Annotated in this window: 17 protein-coding genes; 13 read left to right on the top strand and 4 right to left on the bottom strand. The window is 48.0% G+C overall.

The genetic code is table 11. The features are described from left to right. Together GM173_RS11380 and GM173_RS11375 are read right to left on the bottom strand one after the other, a co-directional pair. Complete coding sequence (locus GM173_RS11380) at positions 1-828, bottom strand: glycosyltransferase family 2 protein (protein ID WP_203571503.1); 828 nt, start codon at positions 826-828, stop codon at positions 1-3. After that, a complete protein-coding gene (locus GM173_RS11375) occupies positions 825-1,574 on the bottom strand; it encodes a glycosyltransferase family 2 protein (protein WP_203571502.1) in 750 nt (249 codons plus the stop codon). The genes GM173_RS11380 and GM173_RS11375 overlap by 4 nt, the downstream gene beginning before the upstream one ends. 89 nt (positions 1,575-1,663) lie before the next feature. Between GM173_RS11375 and GM173_RS11370 the strand changes: the two genes are divergently transcribed. From GM173_RS11370 to GM173_RS11310, 13 genes are all read left to right on the top strand, one after another. Continuing rightward, positions 1,664-2,533, top strand: a complete 870-nt coding sequence (locus GM173_RS11370; protein ID WP_203571501.1) for a glycosyltransferase — start codon at positions 1,664-1,666, stop codon at positions 2,531-2,533. Continuing rightward, complete coding sequence (locus GM173_RS11365; RefSeq protein WP_203571500.1) at positions 2,530-3,744, top strand: O-antigen ligase family protein; 1,215 nt, start codon at positions 2,530-2,532, stop codon at positions 3,742-3,744. Before GM173_RS11370 ends, GM173_RS11365 begins: the two co-directional genes overlap by 4 nt. Continuing rightward, a complete protein-coding gene (locus GM173_RS11360) occupies positions 3,741-4,556 on the top strand; it encodes a glycosyltransferase family 2 protein (RefSeq protein WP_203571499.1) in 816 nt (271 codons plus the stop codon). The genes GM173_RS11365 and GM173_RS11360 overlap by 4 nt, the downstream gene beginning before the upstream one ends. A gap of 10 nt (positions 4,557-4,566) precedes the next feature. Beyond that, the gene (metX, locus tag GM173_RS11355) at positions 4,567-5,694 is read left to right on the top strand and encodes a homoserine O-succinyltransferase MetX (RefSeq protein WP_203571498.1); all 1,128 of its coding nucleotides are present in this window, start codon (positions 4,567-4,569) and stop codon (positions 5,692-5,694) included. Beyond that, positions 5,694-6,296 carry a methionine biosynthesis protein MetW gene (gene metW, locus GM173_RS11350; protein WP_203571497.1) on the top strand — a complete coding sequence of 201 codons (603 nt, stop codon included), beginning with the start codon at positions 5,694-5,696 and terminating at the stop codon, positions 6,294-6,296. The genes metX and metW overlap by 1 nt, the downstream gene beginning before the upstream one ends. Before the next feature lie 79 nt (positions 6,297-6,375). Then, positions 6,376-7,347, top strand: coding sequence for a Gfo/Idh/MocA family protein (locus GM173_RS11345; protein ID WP_203571496.1), 972 nt, complete (start codon positions 6,376-6,378; stop codon positions 7,345-7,347). 74 nt (positions 7,348-7,421) lie between these two features. Next, entirely contained in the window at positions 7,422-7,775 is a 354-nt protein-coding gene (locus GM173_RS11340; protein WP_203571495.1) for a DUF2185 domain-containing protein, read from the top strand. A 53-nt stretch (positions 7,776-7,828) separates the two neighbouring features. Continuing rightward, positions 7,829-8,176 carry a hypothetical protein gene (locus tag GM173_RS11335; RefSeq protein WP_203571494.1) on the top strand — a complete coding sequence of 116 codons (348 nt, stop codon included), beginning with the start codon at positions 7,829-7,831 and terminating at the stop codon, positions 8,174-8,176. An 86-nt stretch (positions 8,177-8,262) separates the two neighbouring features. Continuing rightward, entirely contained in the window at positions 8,263-9,396 is a 1,134-nt protein-coding gene (locus GM173_RS11330; protein WP_203571493.1) for a M14 family metallopeptidase, read from the top strand. Positions 9,397-9,410: 14 nt separating this feature from the next. Further along, on the top strand, positions 9,411-9,908 hold the full coding sequence (locus tag GM173_RS11325) for a hypothetical protein (protein WP_203571492.1): 498 nt from the start codon (positions 9,411-9,413) through the stop codon (positions 9,906-9,908). Positions 9,909-9,925: 17 nt separating this feature from the next. After that, the gene (locus tag GM173_RS11320; protein ID WP_203571491.1) at positions 9,926-10,276 is read left to right on the top strand and encodes a DUF1801 domain-containing protein; all 351 of its coding nucleotides are present in this window, start codon (positions 9,926-9,928) and stop codon (positions 10,274-10,276) included. Positions 10,277-10,348: 72 nt separating this feature from the next. Next, positions 10,349-10,516, top strand: coding sequence for a hypothetical protein (locus tag GM173_RS11315; RefSeq protein ID WP_203571490.1), 168 nt, complete (start codon positions 10,349-10,351; stop codon positions 10,514-10,516). A gap of 141 nt (positions 10,517-10,657) precedes the next feature. Further along, entirely contained in the window at positions 10,658-11,179 is a 522-nt protein-coding gene (locus GM173_RS11310; protein ID WP_203571489.1) for a hemerythrin domain-containing protein, read from the top strand. A gap of 8 nt (positions 11,180-11,187) precedes the next feature. On the opposite strand, the gene GM173_RS11305 is transcribed toward GM173_RS11310, so the two are convergent. Then, a complete protein-coding gene (locus GM173_RS11305) occupies positions 11,188-13,935 on the bottom strand; it encodes a hybrid sensor histidine kinase/response regulator (RefSeq protein ID WP_203571488.1) in 2,748 nt (915 codons plus the stop codon). A 60-nt stretch (positions 13,936-13,995) separates the two neighbouring features. Next, positions 13,996-14,736 (bottom strand): dienelactone hydrolase family protein, encoded by a 741-nt coding sequence (locus tag GM173_RS11300; RefSeq protein WP_203571487.1) that lies wholly within the window; start codon positions 14,734-14,736, stop codon positions 13,996-13,998. Between the last annotated feature and the right edge of the window lie 49 nt (positions 14,737-14,785).

Here is a 14,785-nt window from a genome sequence, read left to right as displayed (position 1 = left end):
TTAGTTTAAGTAGCTGTTATAACCGATTTTTGCTGCAGTATGATGACTTTTAAGTGTTACTTCGAGCTTTTGCCAATTTTCGGCTTGTTTTGAGCGGTCATTTTCTTGATGCCATAAGTGCAAAACCGGTACGGCATAACGGCCATCTTTGATCAATATGCCCCAGCGCAGTAGTCGAACTGCGAAATCTGAATCCTCATGTCCCCAGCCTGAGAACTCTTCATCAAAACCATTAATCGCTATAAAATCAGTTTTCCAAACGCCTAAATTACAACTTTTAACGACTTCCCAGCGTGAATGTCGTTTTTTACGCATGGCGCTGAGCTTCAAGCGTAACCACGGTAGTGCTCGGTTGGATTTGGCTTGCCATTTGGCGACCATCCATTGCCACACAGACCACTCCATGATTTCTATTGCATTAGGCTGATTGAGTAGGGTCTGAGTAAATGACTCAGAGAACAGCACGCGATTGCCTGCAATATACCAACCACGTTCTGCCAATTGTGCATGTTGCTGGACAAAATCCGGCATCGGCACACAATCACCATCCAAAAAAACGAGGTAGTCGCCTGAGGACTGGGCGGCAGCTCGATTTCGAATAGCTCCCGCGCGAAAACCGAGGTCTTCATGCCAGACGTGAGCTAATTGCGTAGGGAAGCGCTGTTGCCACGACGCAATGAGCTGAGCGGTGTCATTTTTTGAGCCATCGTCAGCAATTAATACTTCCCACTCAGTTTGTGGATTCACTACTTGCTTGGCGAGCCCAGCTAGCACGAGGTTTAGCGCAGTTGGCCGATTGTAAGTAGTGACGATGATAGAGATTTTCATACTTTTTCTTGTAAATACATAAGCTTGAGTTGACGGTAGTAGGCCCCTTCCGCATTGGAGACGGATAGAATAAAGCCCTCACGGCCATCTAAAAAACCACGCTTAATAATGTAGCTGCGGATAAATGTCCACACGCCTTTGAAAATGGCGCTACTTAAGCTAGAGCGCGAACCTTTATTCAAGCGCTGCTGTGCCCCCGCACTGGAGTAGCGATTGATTTTATCGAGCACCGATTCTAAATCGTCAAAGGAATAATGCAGCAATAGGCCATCTAGCTGGCTGACTGAACTGCTAAAAATTAAACGCTCATGCACTAAATCTTCAGAGTAGCGCGCACTGCCTTTTTTAAATAAGCGAGGTAGGTAATCTGGATGCCATCCGGTGTGCCTCATCCAACGCCCACAATAATTTGATAGGCGATTTAACTGATACACCTCACTTTGGGGATTTTGGACCGCAGCTTGAATTGAATCAGCTAGCTGTGCGTTAACGATTTCATCGGCATCTAAAGCAAAAATCCAGTCGGTTTCTAGCAAAGCAATAGCGCGATTTTTTTGTATGCCAAAGCCAGGCCAATCAATACTTTGATGGATTTGAGCACCATGGGATTGTGCAATGTTTAAAGTTTGGTCGGTGCTACCAGAATCTAAGATGACGACTTGATCACACCATGTTAGAGATTGTAGGCAAGCCGCCAAATGGGCCTGAGCATTTTTTGTAATAATGGCAACGCCAATCGTCGGCATAGTTGTTTCGTTTTTAACTGAATCAGGCTGCTATAATCGCTCTTCTCGCAATGTCAGGCAAGTCGCCTTGTAATGGAGCGAACAAATTTATGAAAGTCAGCGGATTTACCTTTCTGCGTAACGGGACGATGTTGGGCTACCCCTATATCGAGAGTTTGCAAAGCTTATTGCAAGTTTGCGATGAGGTCGTGGTGGCGATTGGTAAAAGCGAAGACGATACCTTAGAGCGGGTTCGCGCTATTAATGATCCGCGGATACGGATTATTGAGACAACGTGGAATGAAGGCATGGAGCAACGCGGCTTTGTGTATGCGCAGCAAAAAATGATTGCTCAATTTAATTGCACCGGTGACTGGGCTTTTTATTTGGAGGGTGACGAGGTAATCCATGAAGATGATGCACCCAAGATTCGCGCAGTCATGGAGCAGCACTTCAAAAATCCAGAAATAGAAGGGATTGCCTTTGATTATCACCATTTTTACGGAAAACCAGATTTAGTGGCGCGTAGTCCAGCGTGGTATCGGCAAGAGCTGCGGATTATTCGCAATACCATTCGCTCGTTTGCGCCCGATGGTCTGTTTTGGGTTGTGATGGATAAAAACAAACGGGGGCGTTACGCCAGAGCGGCTTTAGCACACTGTCCAATTTATCATTATGGCCATGTCCGTTCGAGCGAGAAAATGCAAGAAAAACATCGGCAAGTCGCTAAGTATTGGAGCCATGCCCCTAAACCCCATGATTATTCGCAAATCGATGCGAGTATCTTGCAAACTTTTACTGGCACTCACCCCATGATTGTGCAGCCCTGGCTGCGTGAAATGGCAGAGTCAAGTTTTGTACCGGATGCTAATTACCAACTCTCTAAGCGAGAAAAGAAACATCGCTTGTTGATGAAACTTGAAGCGATTTTTGGTCTGGATCTAACAAAAAAACATTTTAAATTGGTGAGTAAATCATGATCGAAAGTACTAGTCACTTGCAGCGGTTTCAATCGGGCTTATTGCTCTTCGCCGCGGCTTTAGCAGGCTTTGCGATTCCTATTTCGACCGCAGCACAAAATATTGGTGGTGGATTGCTACTCATTGCTTTTTTATTAAATCCTCGCGCACTTCAATTTAATAAACAGATTTTCTTTCAACCCTTTGCGATTGCTGGTTTGTTGTTAGCTGCAGCTTTGGTTTTGGGTACTCTGTGGACGTCGGTATCACAAAGTGAGGCTTGGGGTTTTATATTGAAAATGCGAGCTTATTATTTAATCCCAATATTTTTATGTTTATTTTTCGGTACTAAAGTTCGAAATGCATTGTTAATCGGTTTTGCTTGCGGTGCATTGCTGAGCGTGAGTGCTGCTTTTGTTTCTTATCTATTTGAGTATCCAATGCGAGTTGGCGTACCTGGGGATTGGGCGGTATTTCGTACACATACCTACCATAACTATTTTGCCAGTTTGTTAGCGGTCGGTTTATTGGCGGGATTGTTAAATGGTAAGTTCTTTGGCTGGCAAAAAAATTTAGCTTGGATTGTATTTGTGTTTGTGACACACAACATTCTGTTTGTTGTTCCTGGTCGAACTGGGCAGCTCATTTTTCTAATGATGCTGGGATTTCTGCTGGTGTTATGGCGCTGGCGTATTGGTTTAACACTGGGTTTAACGATTGTATTGGCGGCGGCGCTTGTGTTGCCCCAATATTCTTCGGCAGTTAAATTGGGTATTGCAAAAGCGCAAACTGATATGCAGGAGTACTCAAAAGGAAATACAGATACTTCGATTGGTTTACGTCTCATTTGGTTAAAAGATACTCAGCAAATGATTTTGGCTAAGCCATGGACTGGTTATGGTACTGGTAGCTTTAAGCAGGAATATAGCCGTTATAGTGGCGTCACTAGTGGTTTGCGCGCGACATCGAATCCCCATAATGATTATATTTGGTTAACGATAGAGTTGGGGGTGATTGGTGCTGCGTTGTTGTTGGGTTTGTTAGGTGCCGCAGCATGGCAAGGTCGTCATTTGCAGCCCGCATGGCGTTCATCTCTATATGTCATGTTAATGGGAATGGGGGTTGCAACGTTCGCAAATTCATTCTTCACAGATAACATCACAGGTCTAGGGTTTGTATTGCTCACCTGTGCGATGCTTAATGGGCCTAAAAAGGATGAATTGTCTGCATGATTAGTATCATTACTGCGATTTATAACCAGCGTGCTGTGAATGAATTGTATTGGGAGAATTTGCAGCGCTATACGCATCATCCATTTGAACTCATCATTATTGATAATGGCTCAACCGACGGCAGTGCTGATTTTTTTGAATCGGTGGGTGCCAAAGTGATTCGCAATGGTGCGAATTATTCTTATCCACACAGCCAAAACCAAGGCATTGCGATTGCGCAATACGATTGGTTGGCTTTTTTGAATAATGACATTATTGTTTCGCCAGATTGGGATGTTCGTTTTATTGCCAGTATGGAGAAAAACGGGCTCGACGTGGCGACGGTATGTGGTATTGAGCAGATTGAAAATGCGGTGGCTACCAAAAAGCTCAAGCGTCGTTGGAAAAAGGTCAAAAATTTCCTCGGCCTGTTTGGTTTTAATCGTACCACTTTGCAAATGATGCATCGTTGGATGTACGGTGATTGGGCAAAATTTAATGCCGATCGTACGTATCGCTTTGCAGGCCAAATTAAAGAAGGCTTTGTGGGCAATACAGTGATGATTCAGCGTAAAGCCTTGGCTAAAATCGGGCTGTGGGACGAGCGCATTCAGGCCGGTGATTTCGATCTGTATTTACGAACTAAGCAGCGTGCTGAACAAGTCGGTGATATGAAACCGATGCATATTTGTTTAGATGTCTTCAATCATCACTATATTCGCCTGACGATGAAGGCGGGATATCCGCCCTTTGCTGATCGAGATAATCTGATTACGATGGATGAAAAATGGTCGGCTGCTGAGCGAGCCGCCTTTGATCGACTTAATAAATAGCAGGTAAAAAATGCAGTCTGTAGGCATCGTTACCCCTCAAAAGTTTGTATTTGAAGAGCCCATTACCCTGTCTTCTGGCGCAACGTTGTCGCGCTATGAGTTGATGGTGGAAACCTATGGCACCTTGAATGCCGATAAATCAAATGCCATTTTGATCTGTCATGCACTGTCTGGTCATCATCATGTGGCTGGCAAACATGCCGAGACCGATAAAGCGCCGGGCTGGTGGGACAATATGGTGGGCCCGGGGAAACCGATTGATACGAATAAATTTTTCGTCATTGGCCTCAATAACCTCGGCGGTTGCCATGGCTCGACCGGGCCTTCGAGTATCAATCCAGAAACCAGCGCGCCATATGGTTCGAGTTTTCCAGTGGTGCTAGTGCGTGATTGGGTCGAAACGCAAGCGCGTTTGGCCGATCGCTTAGGCATTGAGCAGTTTGCAGCAATTATTGGTGGCAGCTTGGGTGGTATGCAGGCTTTGCGCTGGTCGATTACTTATCCTGAGCGGGTGCGTCATGCTTTGGTGATTGCCTCGGCGCCCAAACTCACCGCGCAAAATATCGCATTTAACGACGTGGCCCGGCAAGCCATCATTACCGATCCTGAGTTTCATGGCGGTGATTTTTATCAACACGGCGTTGTGCCAAAGCGCGGTTTGCGCTTGGCGCGCATGTTGGGTCATATCACGTATTTGTCGGACGACGGCATGGGTGAGAAGTTTGGCCGCTTGCTGCGTAGCGGCGAGTATAAATATGGTTTTGATGTTGAATTCGAGATTGAATCGTATCTGCGCTATCAGGGCGACAAGTTCTCGACGATGTTCGATGCCAATACTTATTTATTAATGACCAAAGCTTTGGATTACTTTGATCCCGCGCGCCATTACGGCGGCAGCCTCGCGCAGGCGATGCGCCAAGCGAAAGCAAAATTCTTAGTCGTTTCGTTCACGTCGGATTGGCGCTTTGCGCCGTCGCGCTCGCGTGAAATCGTTAAAGCGCTGCTCGATGCGGATCGCACTGTGTCGTACGCCGAAATTGAATCACAGCACGGTCATGATGCCTTCCTGATGGAAGATGCGCCGTACATGGGCGTGATGCGTGCTTATCTGAATAATGTGGCGAAGGAGATCGCGTAATGGCTCATTCAACTACGCTGCGCCCCGATTTAAAACACATCGCCGAGCAAATCAAAGCAAATTCGCGCGTACTCGATCTGGGCTGCGCTGACGGTGAATTGCTCGCGTGGCTACAAACTAACAAAGCCGTGCGTGGTATTGGCGTTGACGTCGATGTGAATTCGATTGTCACTTGCGTTGAAAAAGGCCTGAACGTTATTCAGGCGGATATGGAAAGCGGTTTGCAGCATTTTGAAGACGGTAGTTTTGACTACGTCGTGTTGTCGCTCACCATTCAGTCGATGCACAACGTCGAGTTTATTTTGCAAGAAATGCTGCGCGTCGGCAAAGTTGGCATCGTTACCTTCCCGAACTTTGGTTTCTGGGAAAACCGCTGGCAAATTCTAATCGGCCGCATGCCCGTGTCGGAGACGATTCCGTATGAATGGTATAACACGCCGAATATCCACTTCTGCACGGTGAAAGATTTCGACAAATTGCTCGGCAAAATGGGCATGAAAGTCGATAAGCAAGTCGTGTTGCATCAGGGTGAAACGGTCGACTTTTTGCCGAACTTATTTGGTAGTCTTGCTTTGGTGCAATTTAGCGCTTGCACCCAATAAGCTCAAAACCTAGTTGATGTATTGCCGTGTAGCTCATGCACTATAAGGCTTACATGGCAATACAATGAGTGAGGTCACGATGCGTTCCATCCGTTTTGGCATTATTGGCACTGGCCATATCGCGCAACGGTTTTTTGCTGGCCTCACGCACGTGCCAAACGTGACCGTGAGCGCGGTCTATAGCCGTGGCGGCGCTAAAGCGCGGCAGTTTGCTGCGGTTCACCATATTCCTACCGTGTTCGACGAGATCGAGGATCTGCTCGCCAGCGACATCGACGCCGTCTACATCGCCACCCCACATCCTAGTCACGCAGCGCTGAGTATCGCCGCACTGAAAGCCGGTAAAGCCGTGCTGTGTGAAAAACCCGCAGCAACTTCCTTGGCCGATCTCGATGCGGTGATCGCCTCCGCGCAGGCTTGCGGCCAGTTGTATATGGAGGCGATGAAACCGCCGTTTTTCCCGCTGTATCAAACGCTACGCGAGCGTATTGCTGCAGGAGCGATTGGCGAGGTGCGCTTTGTTCGTGCCGGCTTTGCTAACCCAAATGTGCCCGCTGGCCACGCCGTACTCGATCCGGCACAAGCCGGTGGTGGTTTGCTCGATATCGGTATTTATAGCGCCTTTCTGGCCGTCGATTGGCTGGGCGCGGCGAGTGAAATTCAAACATTGGGACGCGTTGGCGCGACATTGGTCGATACGTTTGCGAGTCTGAATATTCAGCATGAACATGGCATTAGTCAGCTGTATTGCGGGCTGGATATCGCTGGTAGCGGCGAAGCGCTGATTGGCGGTAGCGCGGGTTATGTGCTCATCCACGATAAATGGTGGAATCCGGCGAAGGCAACTTTAGTGACAGCAGCGGGTGAGCGCGAAGAACTCGTGATTGTTCCGCAAGGCTCGGGGCTCAATTACGAAACAGAACATTTTTGCGATTTGCTGCGCGCGGGCGAGCTAGAAAGCCCAGTTATGAGTCACGCTAAAACGCGAGCTGCGCTGGCGATGACTTTACAGGCACGAGATTCTTTGGGCAATGTTCAGATTCGGTGTTGAGATTTAGTTTCTCGATCGTTGAGCTGGGTATTGCTCAGTAGGTAATGATTTAATTAATTTTGCGGTAGATACCTATGAAAGAATTTTTGCTCGATGAGCGCGTAATTAGAAAAAAGGCGATGGGTCATGGCCTGTGTATCGCCAGCGATGAAATCACCATCGAAGGTTATCCGGTCGGCCTAATGTACCGCGAAAAACCGCTTAAAGACGGCGACAGCGGCTGGCGCTTTTTTTCGGGTACCGAAGACCAGAAATACCTGAATAACCCAAATAATCATAGCGAATTCGATGTGAACGTGATCGCCAATTACGACGCCAGTATTATTCCGCTGCTTGATTCAGCGATCGGTAGCGTCTTTGAGCGTTTTGTTACCAGCGAGAATGACGATGAATTTAAGCCTGTGACTGATTGGTCGCCGCTGGATTAATTGCGTTGGGTGATAGGAATGCGTGCTTTGAAGATTGAAGGTAAAGCGTAACAATGGAAGTTCTTAAGATTGAGTTGCCTGAACATCTTACAGACCATCAAGCGATGGCAGCTTGGGTACGTGAACATATTGACGCGTTTTATCCTGCGTTCGACCTTGATGTCACCGATTATGATGCGCACGCGATGCTAGAAAAGGTGCATATCAAAGACGTTGACGTTGCGATGGCTCATATTGCCATAGCGTACGAATATGATTACGCAATTGTGAATGGTTGTAGAGATTTGAATTTTTCTGGCACATCGAAACCAAATCGTATCTGCGGCAACTTGCACGGGCGAATTCTTACTTTTCCAATTCATCAATCATTACCGCAGCGCTCTACCTGCGATGAGCTTTAAACACTGTCGAGACATGCACTCGCCCACTAATAAATACCATAAGCTCCTTGTAGAAAAGTATACAAGTTGATAAAGGGAACACCATTATGATTCGTATCTCCAGCCAGTTCGACTCCGGTTCAATCGACGTTATCGACGCCAGCGACGCCGCGAATATCCGTTTGAAACTACGCTCCGATAACGCCTCTGATTTTGCGCAGTGGTTTCATTTTCGCCTGACTGGCGCGCGCGATCAGGACTGTGTGTTGCGCATCGAAAACGCAGCGCAAAGCGCGTATCCCGATGGCTGGCCTGATTATCAGGCAGTGGCCAGTTATGATCGCGAGAATTGGTTTCGTGTTGATACCGAATACGATGGGCAAAGTTTGATTATTCAGCACACACCGATGACCGATGCGGTGTGGTTCGCTTATTTCGAGCCGTATTCTTGGGAGCGCCATCAAGCTTTGATCGGCAATGCGCTGAGCCACGCACCGTGGGTCGATTTGATGCCATTAGGGGTAACACCCGATGGGCATGATTTAGACATGCTACGCATCGGCATACCGCTAGGTAATAAGAAAAATATCTGGATTACCGCGCGCCAGCATCCAGGGGAAAGCATGGCCGAATGGTTTGTCGAAGGCTTGCTGGAAACCTTATTGGACCCAGAAAACGCCGTGGCGCGTCGCCTGCTGGAGCAGTGCGTGTTTTACATTGTGCCGAATATGAACCCCGATGGCAGCGTGCGCGGCAATTTGCGCACCAATGCGCGCGGCGCCAATTTGAATCGCGAATGGGGCACACCGACTTTAGAGCGCAGCCCCGAGGTGTTTTGGGTGCGGGAAAAAATGCAGCAAATCGGTGTTGATGCGTTTTTAGATATTCATGGCGACGAGAGTATTCCGCATAATTTTGTCGCGGGCTGCGAGGATAATCCGTCTTTCTCTAGCAAACAACGTGATTTACAGAATGCATTTAAGGTCGCGTGGTTGGCGGCGAGCCCTGATTTTCAAACCGAGTTTGGCTATACCGACAGCCATTTCGGCCCAGAAACGCTGACGCTGGGTACGAATTGGGTGGGGCATACTTTTGATTGTTTGGCTTATACGGTGGAAATGCCATTCAAAGACACCGCAAATCATCCGCTACCCGAAGTGGGCTGGAATGGCGAACGTTCAAAACAGTTTGGCGCGAGCGTGTTGACGGCTTTGCTGGCGGTGGTGCCGAATTTGAATTGAAATGGTGGCTGGAGATGAACAAAACACGCTTTCGCTATCATAAACAGCAATCGCTGCGGACGCGAAGTGCATCGGCTTGGTTTTTGTTGATACCCGTCGTGTTTTTGATAGCGTGGCTATTTCTCACCGTATTTCAAAACATTAATCTATCCAGTTGGATTGTTCTGTTTATTTTATTGTTACTTGTTCAATCTTTTTTGGGGTTTCCAAAGACCTACATTTGTATCAACTTGGCTGATCGATTGCTGCATCGCGAAACGGTATGGCGTGGCAAAGTGCTGAGTCGTGGGCGTGAGATTTCCTTGGATGACTTTGATTTTATGTATGCCGACTTTCAAGAAACAAACGAGAGTGGTGAAGGTTATCGCGGATTTATAAAGCTGTTTAGTCGGAAACGGCGTGAATTTAATTTACGCTGCGTCGATGGAACGGTTGCTGATTTATTGGCCGAGATGGAACGATTGTCGGCAGAATTGGCGCTGCCAGCGAAAGACTACACGCGTTTAATGTGATATTGAGTGGGGTGGGTATGAGCGATGCAAAAGTAGCGTCTTTATTACACGATTTGGCTTTGCTTGATGTAGAGCGACTGGCCGTGGTTGAGGCGGTGCGTACCTTGATTTATTCTTTATTGCCCAGCGCGACCGAGCGCGTGATGTACGGCGGCTTGCTGTTTGCGACGCAGGCGGATTTTTGCGGTATTTTTGCGTATCAAAAACATGTTTCAGTTGAGTTTGGTCGAGGTTGTGATTTGAGTGATGTGGCGGGCGTCCTTGAAGGCGGCGGGAAGTTTCGCCGACATATTAAGTTATTTAGCCTGAAGGACATCGAGGATAAATCGCTGGCGCAGTATATTGTGCAAGCAGAGAAAATTGCTTAATTAGAAAGATATACCTACGGTTAGCTACTAAACCGTTATACTGCAATTTATTTCTAGGGAGGAAGATGGACGATGAACGCCAAAATCAAACGCTTGAGCAAACGCCAACAAAAACGCTATTTATTGCGCGAAGCTGAAAAAATCTTATGTAATTTGTTGCTTAGCTCAACGGCACCGACCAATGTACAAATCGAAGCCGCCGTCACTGAACGTTATAACGAGATTTTCAAAAAGTCTTAATCGGCTTGCTGCACGCAAAATAAACCTGCGATCGTTTTGGCGCAGGTTTTTTTATTTCAGCGCAGACTTTGGGCTTTTTGATATTGGTAAATCAACGTCAGAGGCGTAAGTTACAGCGTGATCCTCGCGAAGGAGTAAGACATGCTGAATCCATTTGCAACCGAGTCTGTGACTTTTGAAACGCCAGTGGCGATGCTGATTGCCTGTCATGATCGGGTGCGTCAATACGCTGCGCTGACCGAAAAGCTTGCGCTGCACCTTGAGAAATACGGTGCCGATGCCGCAGCAGTCGCTGGTGCTCAGTCGATTTTGCGTTATTTTGATGTGGCAGCACCCTTGCACCACCAAGATGAAGACGATGATTTATTTCCGGCCTTGCTGGCGAAAGCCACGCCAGAGTTAGCCACGATTATCGCTGAGATTACCGCTGAGCACGCCGAGTTAGGGGTATTGTGGCAGCAAGTGCGTTTGGCCTTGCTAGCGGTTATTGCTGGGGATGCGGCCGCTTTAACGCAGAGCTTGGCGCAGCAATTTGCGCAGCGCTACCCCGCGCACGCCGCGCGTGAGGAGCGCGAGATTTATCCGTTTGCCGCGCAGTTATTGGATGATGCCTGCTTAGCGCAATTGGGTAAAACCATGTCGGCGCGCCGTCAGGCTAGTTAAAATAGCCTTTAGCGGAGCGGTTTTGCCCAACGATTCATGACGTTATTGAGCGCTTGGGCGGTGACGGGTTTGGTGACAAAATCATTCATCCCCGCATTTAGACAGGCATCACGGTCTTCTTGAAATGCATTCGATGTTAAGGCCACAATCGGTATCGCCGCGCGCTCGCTTTGCTGGGCGCGAATTGCGCGGGTGGCCGTAAAGCCATCCATCACGGGCATTTGGCAGTCCATTAAGATTAGGGCGAATTCTTGCTGCTCAAGTATCGACAAACATTCCAAACCATTGTTGGCAATCGTCACAATGCAACCGAGTTTTTGTAAGATCAAGGTCGCGACACGTTGATTAATTGGATTGTCTTCAACTAATAGAATCGGCAAATGGGGCGTGATACGTGGGCTACTGCGTCGATCTACAGGTGTAAGGCAGTCGGGGGCGATCAATTGTTGCGTCGCATTAATCAATAATTTGCGGCGCAATGGACGGGGCAGCAAGATTTCTGTTTCGCGATTTTTTAATTGATCACGCATGATTTTAAGCTCTTGTAGCGCGACCAAATGAATAGTGGGGCAGTCTGGATAGCGTTGTTTAATTTGGGCATCAATGAGTGTTGCGCGTTCTTTATCGAGAATATCCAGAATGCACAGATTAGGTATTGCCTCAGGAAGCTTGATTTGTGAAGTTTCTAGATCGATACATTGTAGATTTTCATCAAAACTGAGCCGTAAAGTGCTGGCGGCCAGACTGCGATCAGTGATAGCGAGTATCGCTGCGCGTGCAATCTGTTCGGGGAGTTGCATGGCTTGCGGCTTATCGCAGTAAAGCGTGGCAGAAAACCAAAAGTAAGCGCCGTGGCCAACTTGGCTTTCCACTCCAATTTCGCCTTCCATCGCGTTGACGAGCCGGCGGCAAATCGACAAGCCCAGCCCCGTGCCGCCAAATTGACGCGTGGTTGAGCTATCGGCCTGAATAAAAGGCTGAAACAGCTTGCTGGCACTGGCAACATCAATCCCGATGCCGGTATCGATCACTTCGCAGCGAAGATTGAGGGCTTCGCCTTGTTGCTGCAGCAGCGCAAGGCGCAATATGATGTGGCCACTGGCGGTAAATTTAGTGGCGTTATTGATTAAGTTCAGCAAGATCTGCCGAAAGCGCCCAGGGTCGCCAATGACTTTTTCGGGAAATGCGGTGTCGATTTGTGTGTAGAGCATCAGTCCTTTTTGCTCGACTTTTTCAGCGACAATGTCGAGCACATCATCAACGAGGCGGCGCAGATCAAATTCAATTTTTTCTAATTCCAAATGTCCCGCTTCAATTTTGGAATAATCAAGTAAATCATTAATCAGCGAGAGCAATGCGTTGCCCGAAGTGTGAATGGCTTCGATAAATTCTTTTTGTTCGTTGTTGAGTACGGTTTGCTGCATCAAGCCTGAAAATCCAAGCACTGCATTGAGTGGCGTGCGAATTTCGTGGCTCATATTGGCGAGAAAATCGCTTTTTGCACGACTAGCGGCAATCGCTTCACTTGTGGTTTTTTGCAATTGTTCGTTACCCGCTTGGCGCTCCAGTGCGAGCCGAGCAATATGAATAAAGACTTCAACCGTGGCCAATTCATGCGCGTTGGGCGGCGATTGGGGATCAATCACCATGCCGAGTACCGCACGTGGTTGTGGGTGGATCGGCTCGAGTTGAATCAGGTTTAAATTGATAATCCCTGCGCTGGTGAAGGATTCAGCATCATTTAAAGTCTCGAGCAGCGACATGCTGCGATTGGGCCAGCGCGCCGCGCCAAATTCGAACGCTTCTAGATAGTCTTGCCATAGTTGCGAGCTGACTATTGGCTGAGCACCCAAGATGGGCGGTTCGTTGTGTGGAATCAAGATCGCAACAGATAGGGTAGGAATATACTCTTGCAGCGTGGCGCAGAGCCATACCATGAATTCATTAAAAGAAAGCTGTTTTGAGAGTTGCTCTAGCAGATCATTGCGAAGCTGCAGTGACGCTTCGCTGTCTTTGATGACTTGCTGCAGGCGTTCAAGTTCTTCTACCCGACCTAAAGCTTGGTTTTTTTCAATTAATTGCTGTTGGGCGATGACTAAAAATTGTTCAATCGAGCTACCGAGTTCGCCGACTTGTTCAGAAATTTGTGATTGCTTGAGCAGTTTGAGCGTGTGATCGGGATGACTGGGGTCGCTAGCCAGAATTTCTCGGCTTAGTTTTTGAAACGGGCGCTCAATTCGAAATTGAAACAACAGCGCTAAAGCAAAAGCGACTAAAAAGCTCCGTAAAAATTCAATGGCTGCGAGCTCTCCCGCAGCCTGCCAAAATTGATTAATTACCGCCTGACGGTTGGGTGTGACCCGCAGAAAGCCCAATAGATCATTTTGGTTTTTTAAAGGAATTTCAATTTGTACTAGCTTGGGAAATAAGCTGGATTGAAAGTGAGGCTGTTTGGTTTTATCACCACTAAAAACTTTGCCTTGCTGATCAACGATGCTGGCTTCTTGCATCCGTCCGACGCCAGCTAAACTGCTGACAACGCTACGCGCCATTTCAGGATTGAGCTCAAACAAAGCTTGAGTCGCTGGCGCGCGCATCATTTCTGCCGCATCTTTGAGCTGATCTTGGGCGGTGTTTTGCGATTGCGAGTAGAGCCAAATGACTTGGCCACACATAGAAATGAAACCGGCGGTGATTGCAATCAACAAGGTGATGCCAAAATGCCGTGTATGAAAGAGGGAAAATAAGCGCGTCATAGGCTTATTTGTAGGTGTAAAACTGCGCCGTAGCAAGCAAACTACGGCGCAGAGCGCCGATTAGCTACGTAATTTTCGGCTAAATAAATCCAACGCTAATTGATTCCCAATCATCGCCAGTTGCGGATCATAGCGCTCGCCTTCATCGCGCATAAACGCGTGCGGGCCGTTAAATTCATGCCAAGTAAAGGTTTTGTCGGCGGCAACTAGCGCTTGATACACTTGCGCGCGGCCAGCGGCTGGAATGTGTGGGTCTTGCTTGCCCCAAATCATCAGCAATTCGCCGCTGATTTCGCCAAGGCGCTCCATACTGTGTTGACCGGGCTGATTTGGAATCACATGGGTGTGTAAGTCCGTCGCATAAAAGCAAGCGGTTGCTTTGATTTCGGGCTGCAAAGCCGCGCGGAACGCTAAATGCCCGCCAATACAAAAACCCATCGCGCCAAACAAGCCATTGCACCAAGGCTGGGTTTTCGCCCAAGCAATCGTTGCTGCATTGTCAGAGTCGTAGCCTTCGACTGATTTGGCCATTTTGTCGGCATTGCCTTTATCGCGACCCGCATCGTCGTAAGCCAGCACCGTACCGATTGGGTTCAATTCATGAAACACCTCCGGCACGATGACGTTGTAACCGTAACCGGCAATCAAACGCGCCGCGCGCTCAATCGGGCCAGTTTGCTGAAAAATTTCGGAATAAAACAAAATGGTAGGGTATTGGCCGCTAGCGCTGGGTTGGTGAAGATAACAGCGCATTACCCCTGTTGGTGTATTGAGATCGTGGTGAGTACTTTGAATCATCATGGTGAATCATGCTCCGTAACAATAGTAAGAATGAAAAACGCCCCGAAGG

This window comes from Deefgea chitinilytica, from assembly GCF_016881405.1.
In the GTDB taxonomy this organism is placed as follows: Bacteria; Pseudomonadota; Gammaproteobacteria; order Burkholderiales; family Chitinibacteraceae; genus Deefgea; species Deefgea chitinilytica.
This window is presented reverse-complemented; position numbering and strand designations above follow the sequence as displayed.

Excerpts from the sequence above, each read along its gene's own strand:
- GM173_RS11380 (WP_203571503.1), bottom strand. The coding sequence starts at position 828 with ATGAAAATCTCTATCATCGTCACTACTTACAATCGGCCAACTGCGCTA.
- GM173_RS11375 (WP_203571502.1), bottom strand. The coding sequence starts at position 1,574 with ATGCCGACGATTGGCGTTGCCATTATTACAAAAAATGCTCAGGCCCAT.
- GM173_RS11370 (WP_203571501.1), top strand. The coding sequence starts at position 1,664 with ATGAAAGTCAGCGGATTTACCTTTCTGCGTAACGGGACGATGTTGGGC.
- GM173_RS11365 (WP_203571500.1), top strand. The coding sequence starts at position 2,530 with ATGATCGAAAGTACTAGTCACTTGCAGCGGTTTCAATCGGGCTTATTG.
- GM173_RS11360 (WP_203571499.1), top strand. The coding sequence starts at position 3,741 with ATGATTAGTATCATTACTGCGATTTATAACCAGCGTGCTGTGAATGAA.
- metX (WP_203571498.1), top strand. The coding sequence starts at position 4,567 with ATGCAGTCTGTAGGCATCGTTACCCCTCAAAAGTTTGTATTTGAAGAG.
- metW (WP_203571497.1), top strand. The coding sequence starts at position 5,694 with ATGGCTCATTCAACTACGCTGCGCCCCGATTTAAAACACATCGCCGAG.
- GM173_RS11345 (WP_203571496.1), top strand. The coding sequence starts at position 6,376 with ATGCGTTCCATCCGTTTTGGCATTATTGGCACTGGCCATATCGCGCAA.
- GM173_RS11340 (WP_203571495.1), top strand. The coding sequence starts at position 7,422 with ATGAAAGAATTTTTGCTCGATGAGCGCGTAATTAGAAAAAAGGCGATG.
- GM173_RS11335 (WP_203571494.1), top strand. The coding sequence starts at position 7,829 with ATGGAAGTTCTTAAGATTGAGTTGCCTGAACATCTTACAGACCATCAA.
- GM173_RS11330 (WP_203571493.1), top strand. The coding sequence starts at position 8,263 with ATGATTCGTATCTCCAGCCAGTTCGACTCCGGTTCAATCGACGTTATC.
- GM173_RS11325 (WP_203571492.1), top strand. The coding sequence starts at position 9,411 with ATGAACAAAACACGCTTTCGCTATCATAAACAGCAATCGCTGCGGACG.
- GM173_RS11320 (WP_203571491.1), top strand. The coding sequence starts at position 9,926 with ATGAGCGATGCAAAAGTAGCGTCTTTATTACACGATTTGGCTTTGCTT.
- GM173_RS11315 (WP_203571490.1), top strand. The coding sequence starts at position 10,349 with ATGAACGCCAAAATCAAACGCTTGAGCAAACGCCAACAAAAACGCTAT.
- GM173_RS11310 (WP_203571489.1), top strand. The coding sequence starts at position 10,658 with ATGCTGAATCCATTTGCAACCGAGTCTGTGACTTTTGAAACGCCAGTG.
- GM173_RS11305 (WP_203571488.1), bottom strand. The coding sequence starts at position 13,935 with ATGACGCGCTTATTTTCCCTCTTTCATACACGGCATTTTGGCATCACC.
- GM173_RS11300 (WP_203571487.1), bottom strand. The coding sequence starts at position 14,736 with ATGATGATTCAAAGTACTCACCACGATCTCAATACACCAACAGGGGTA.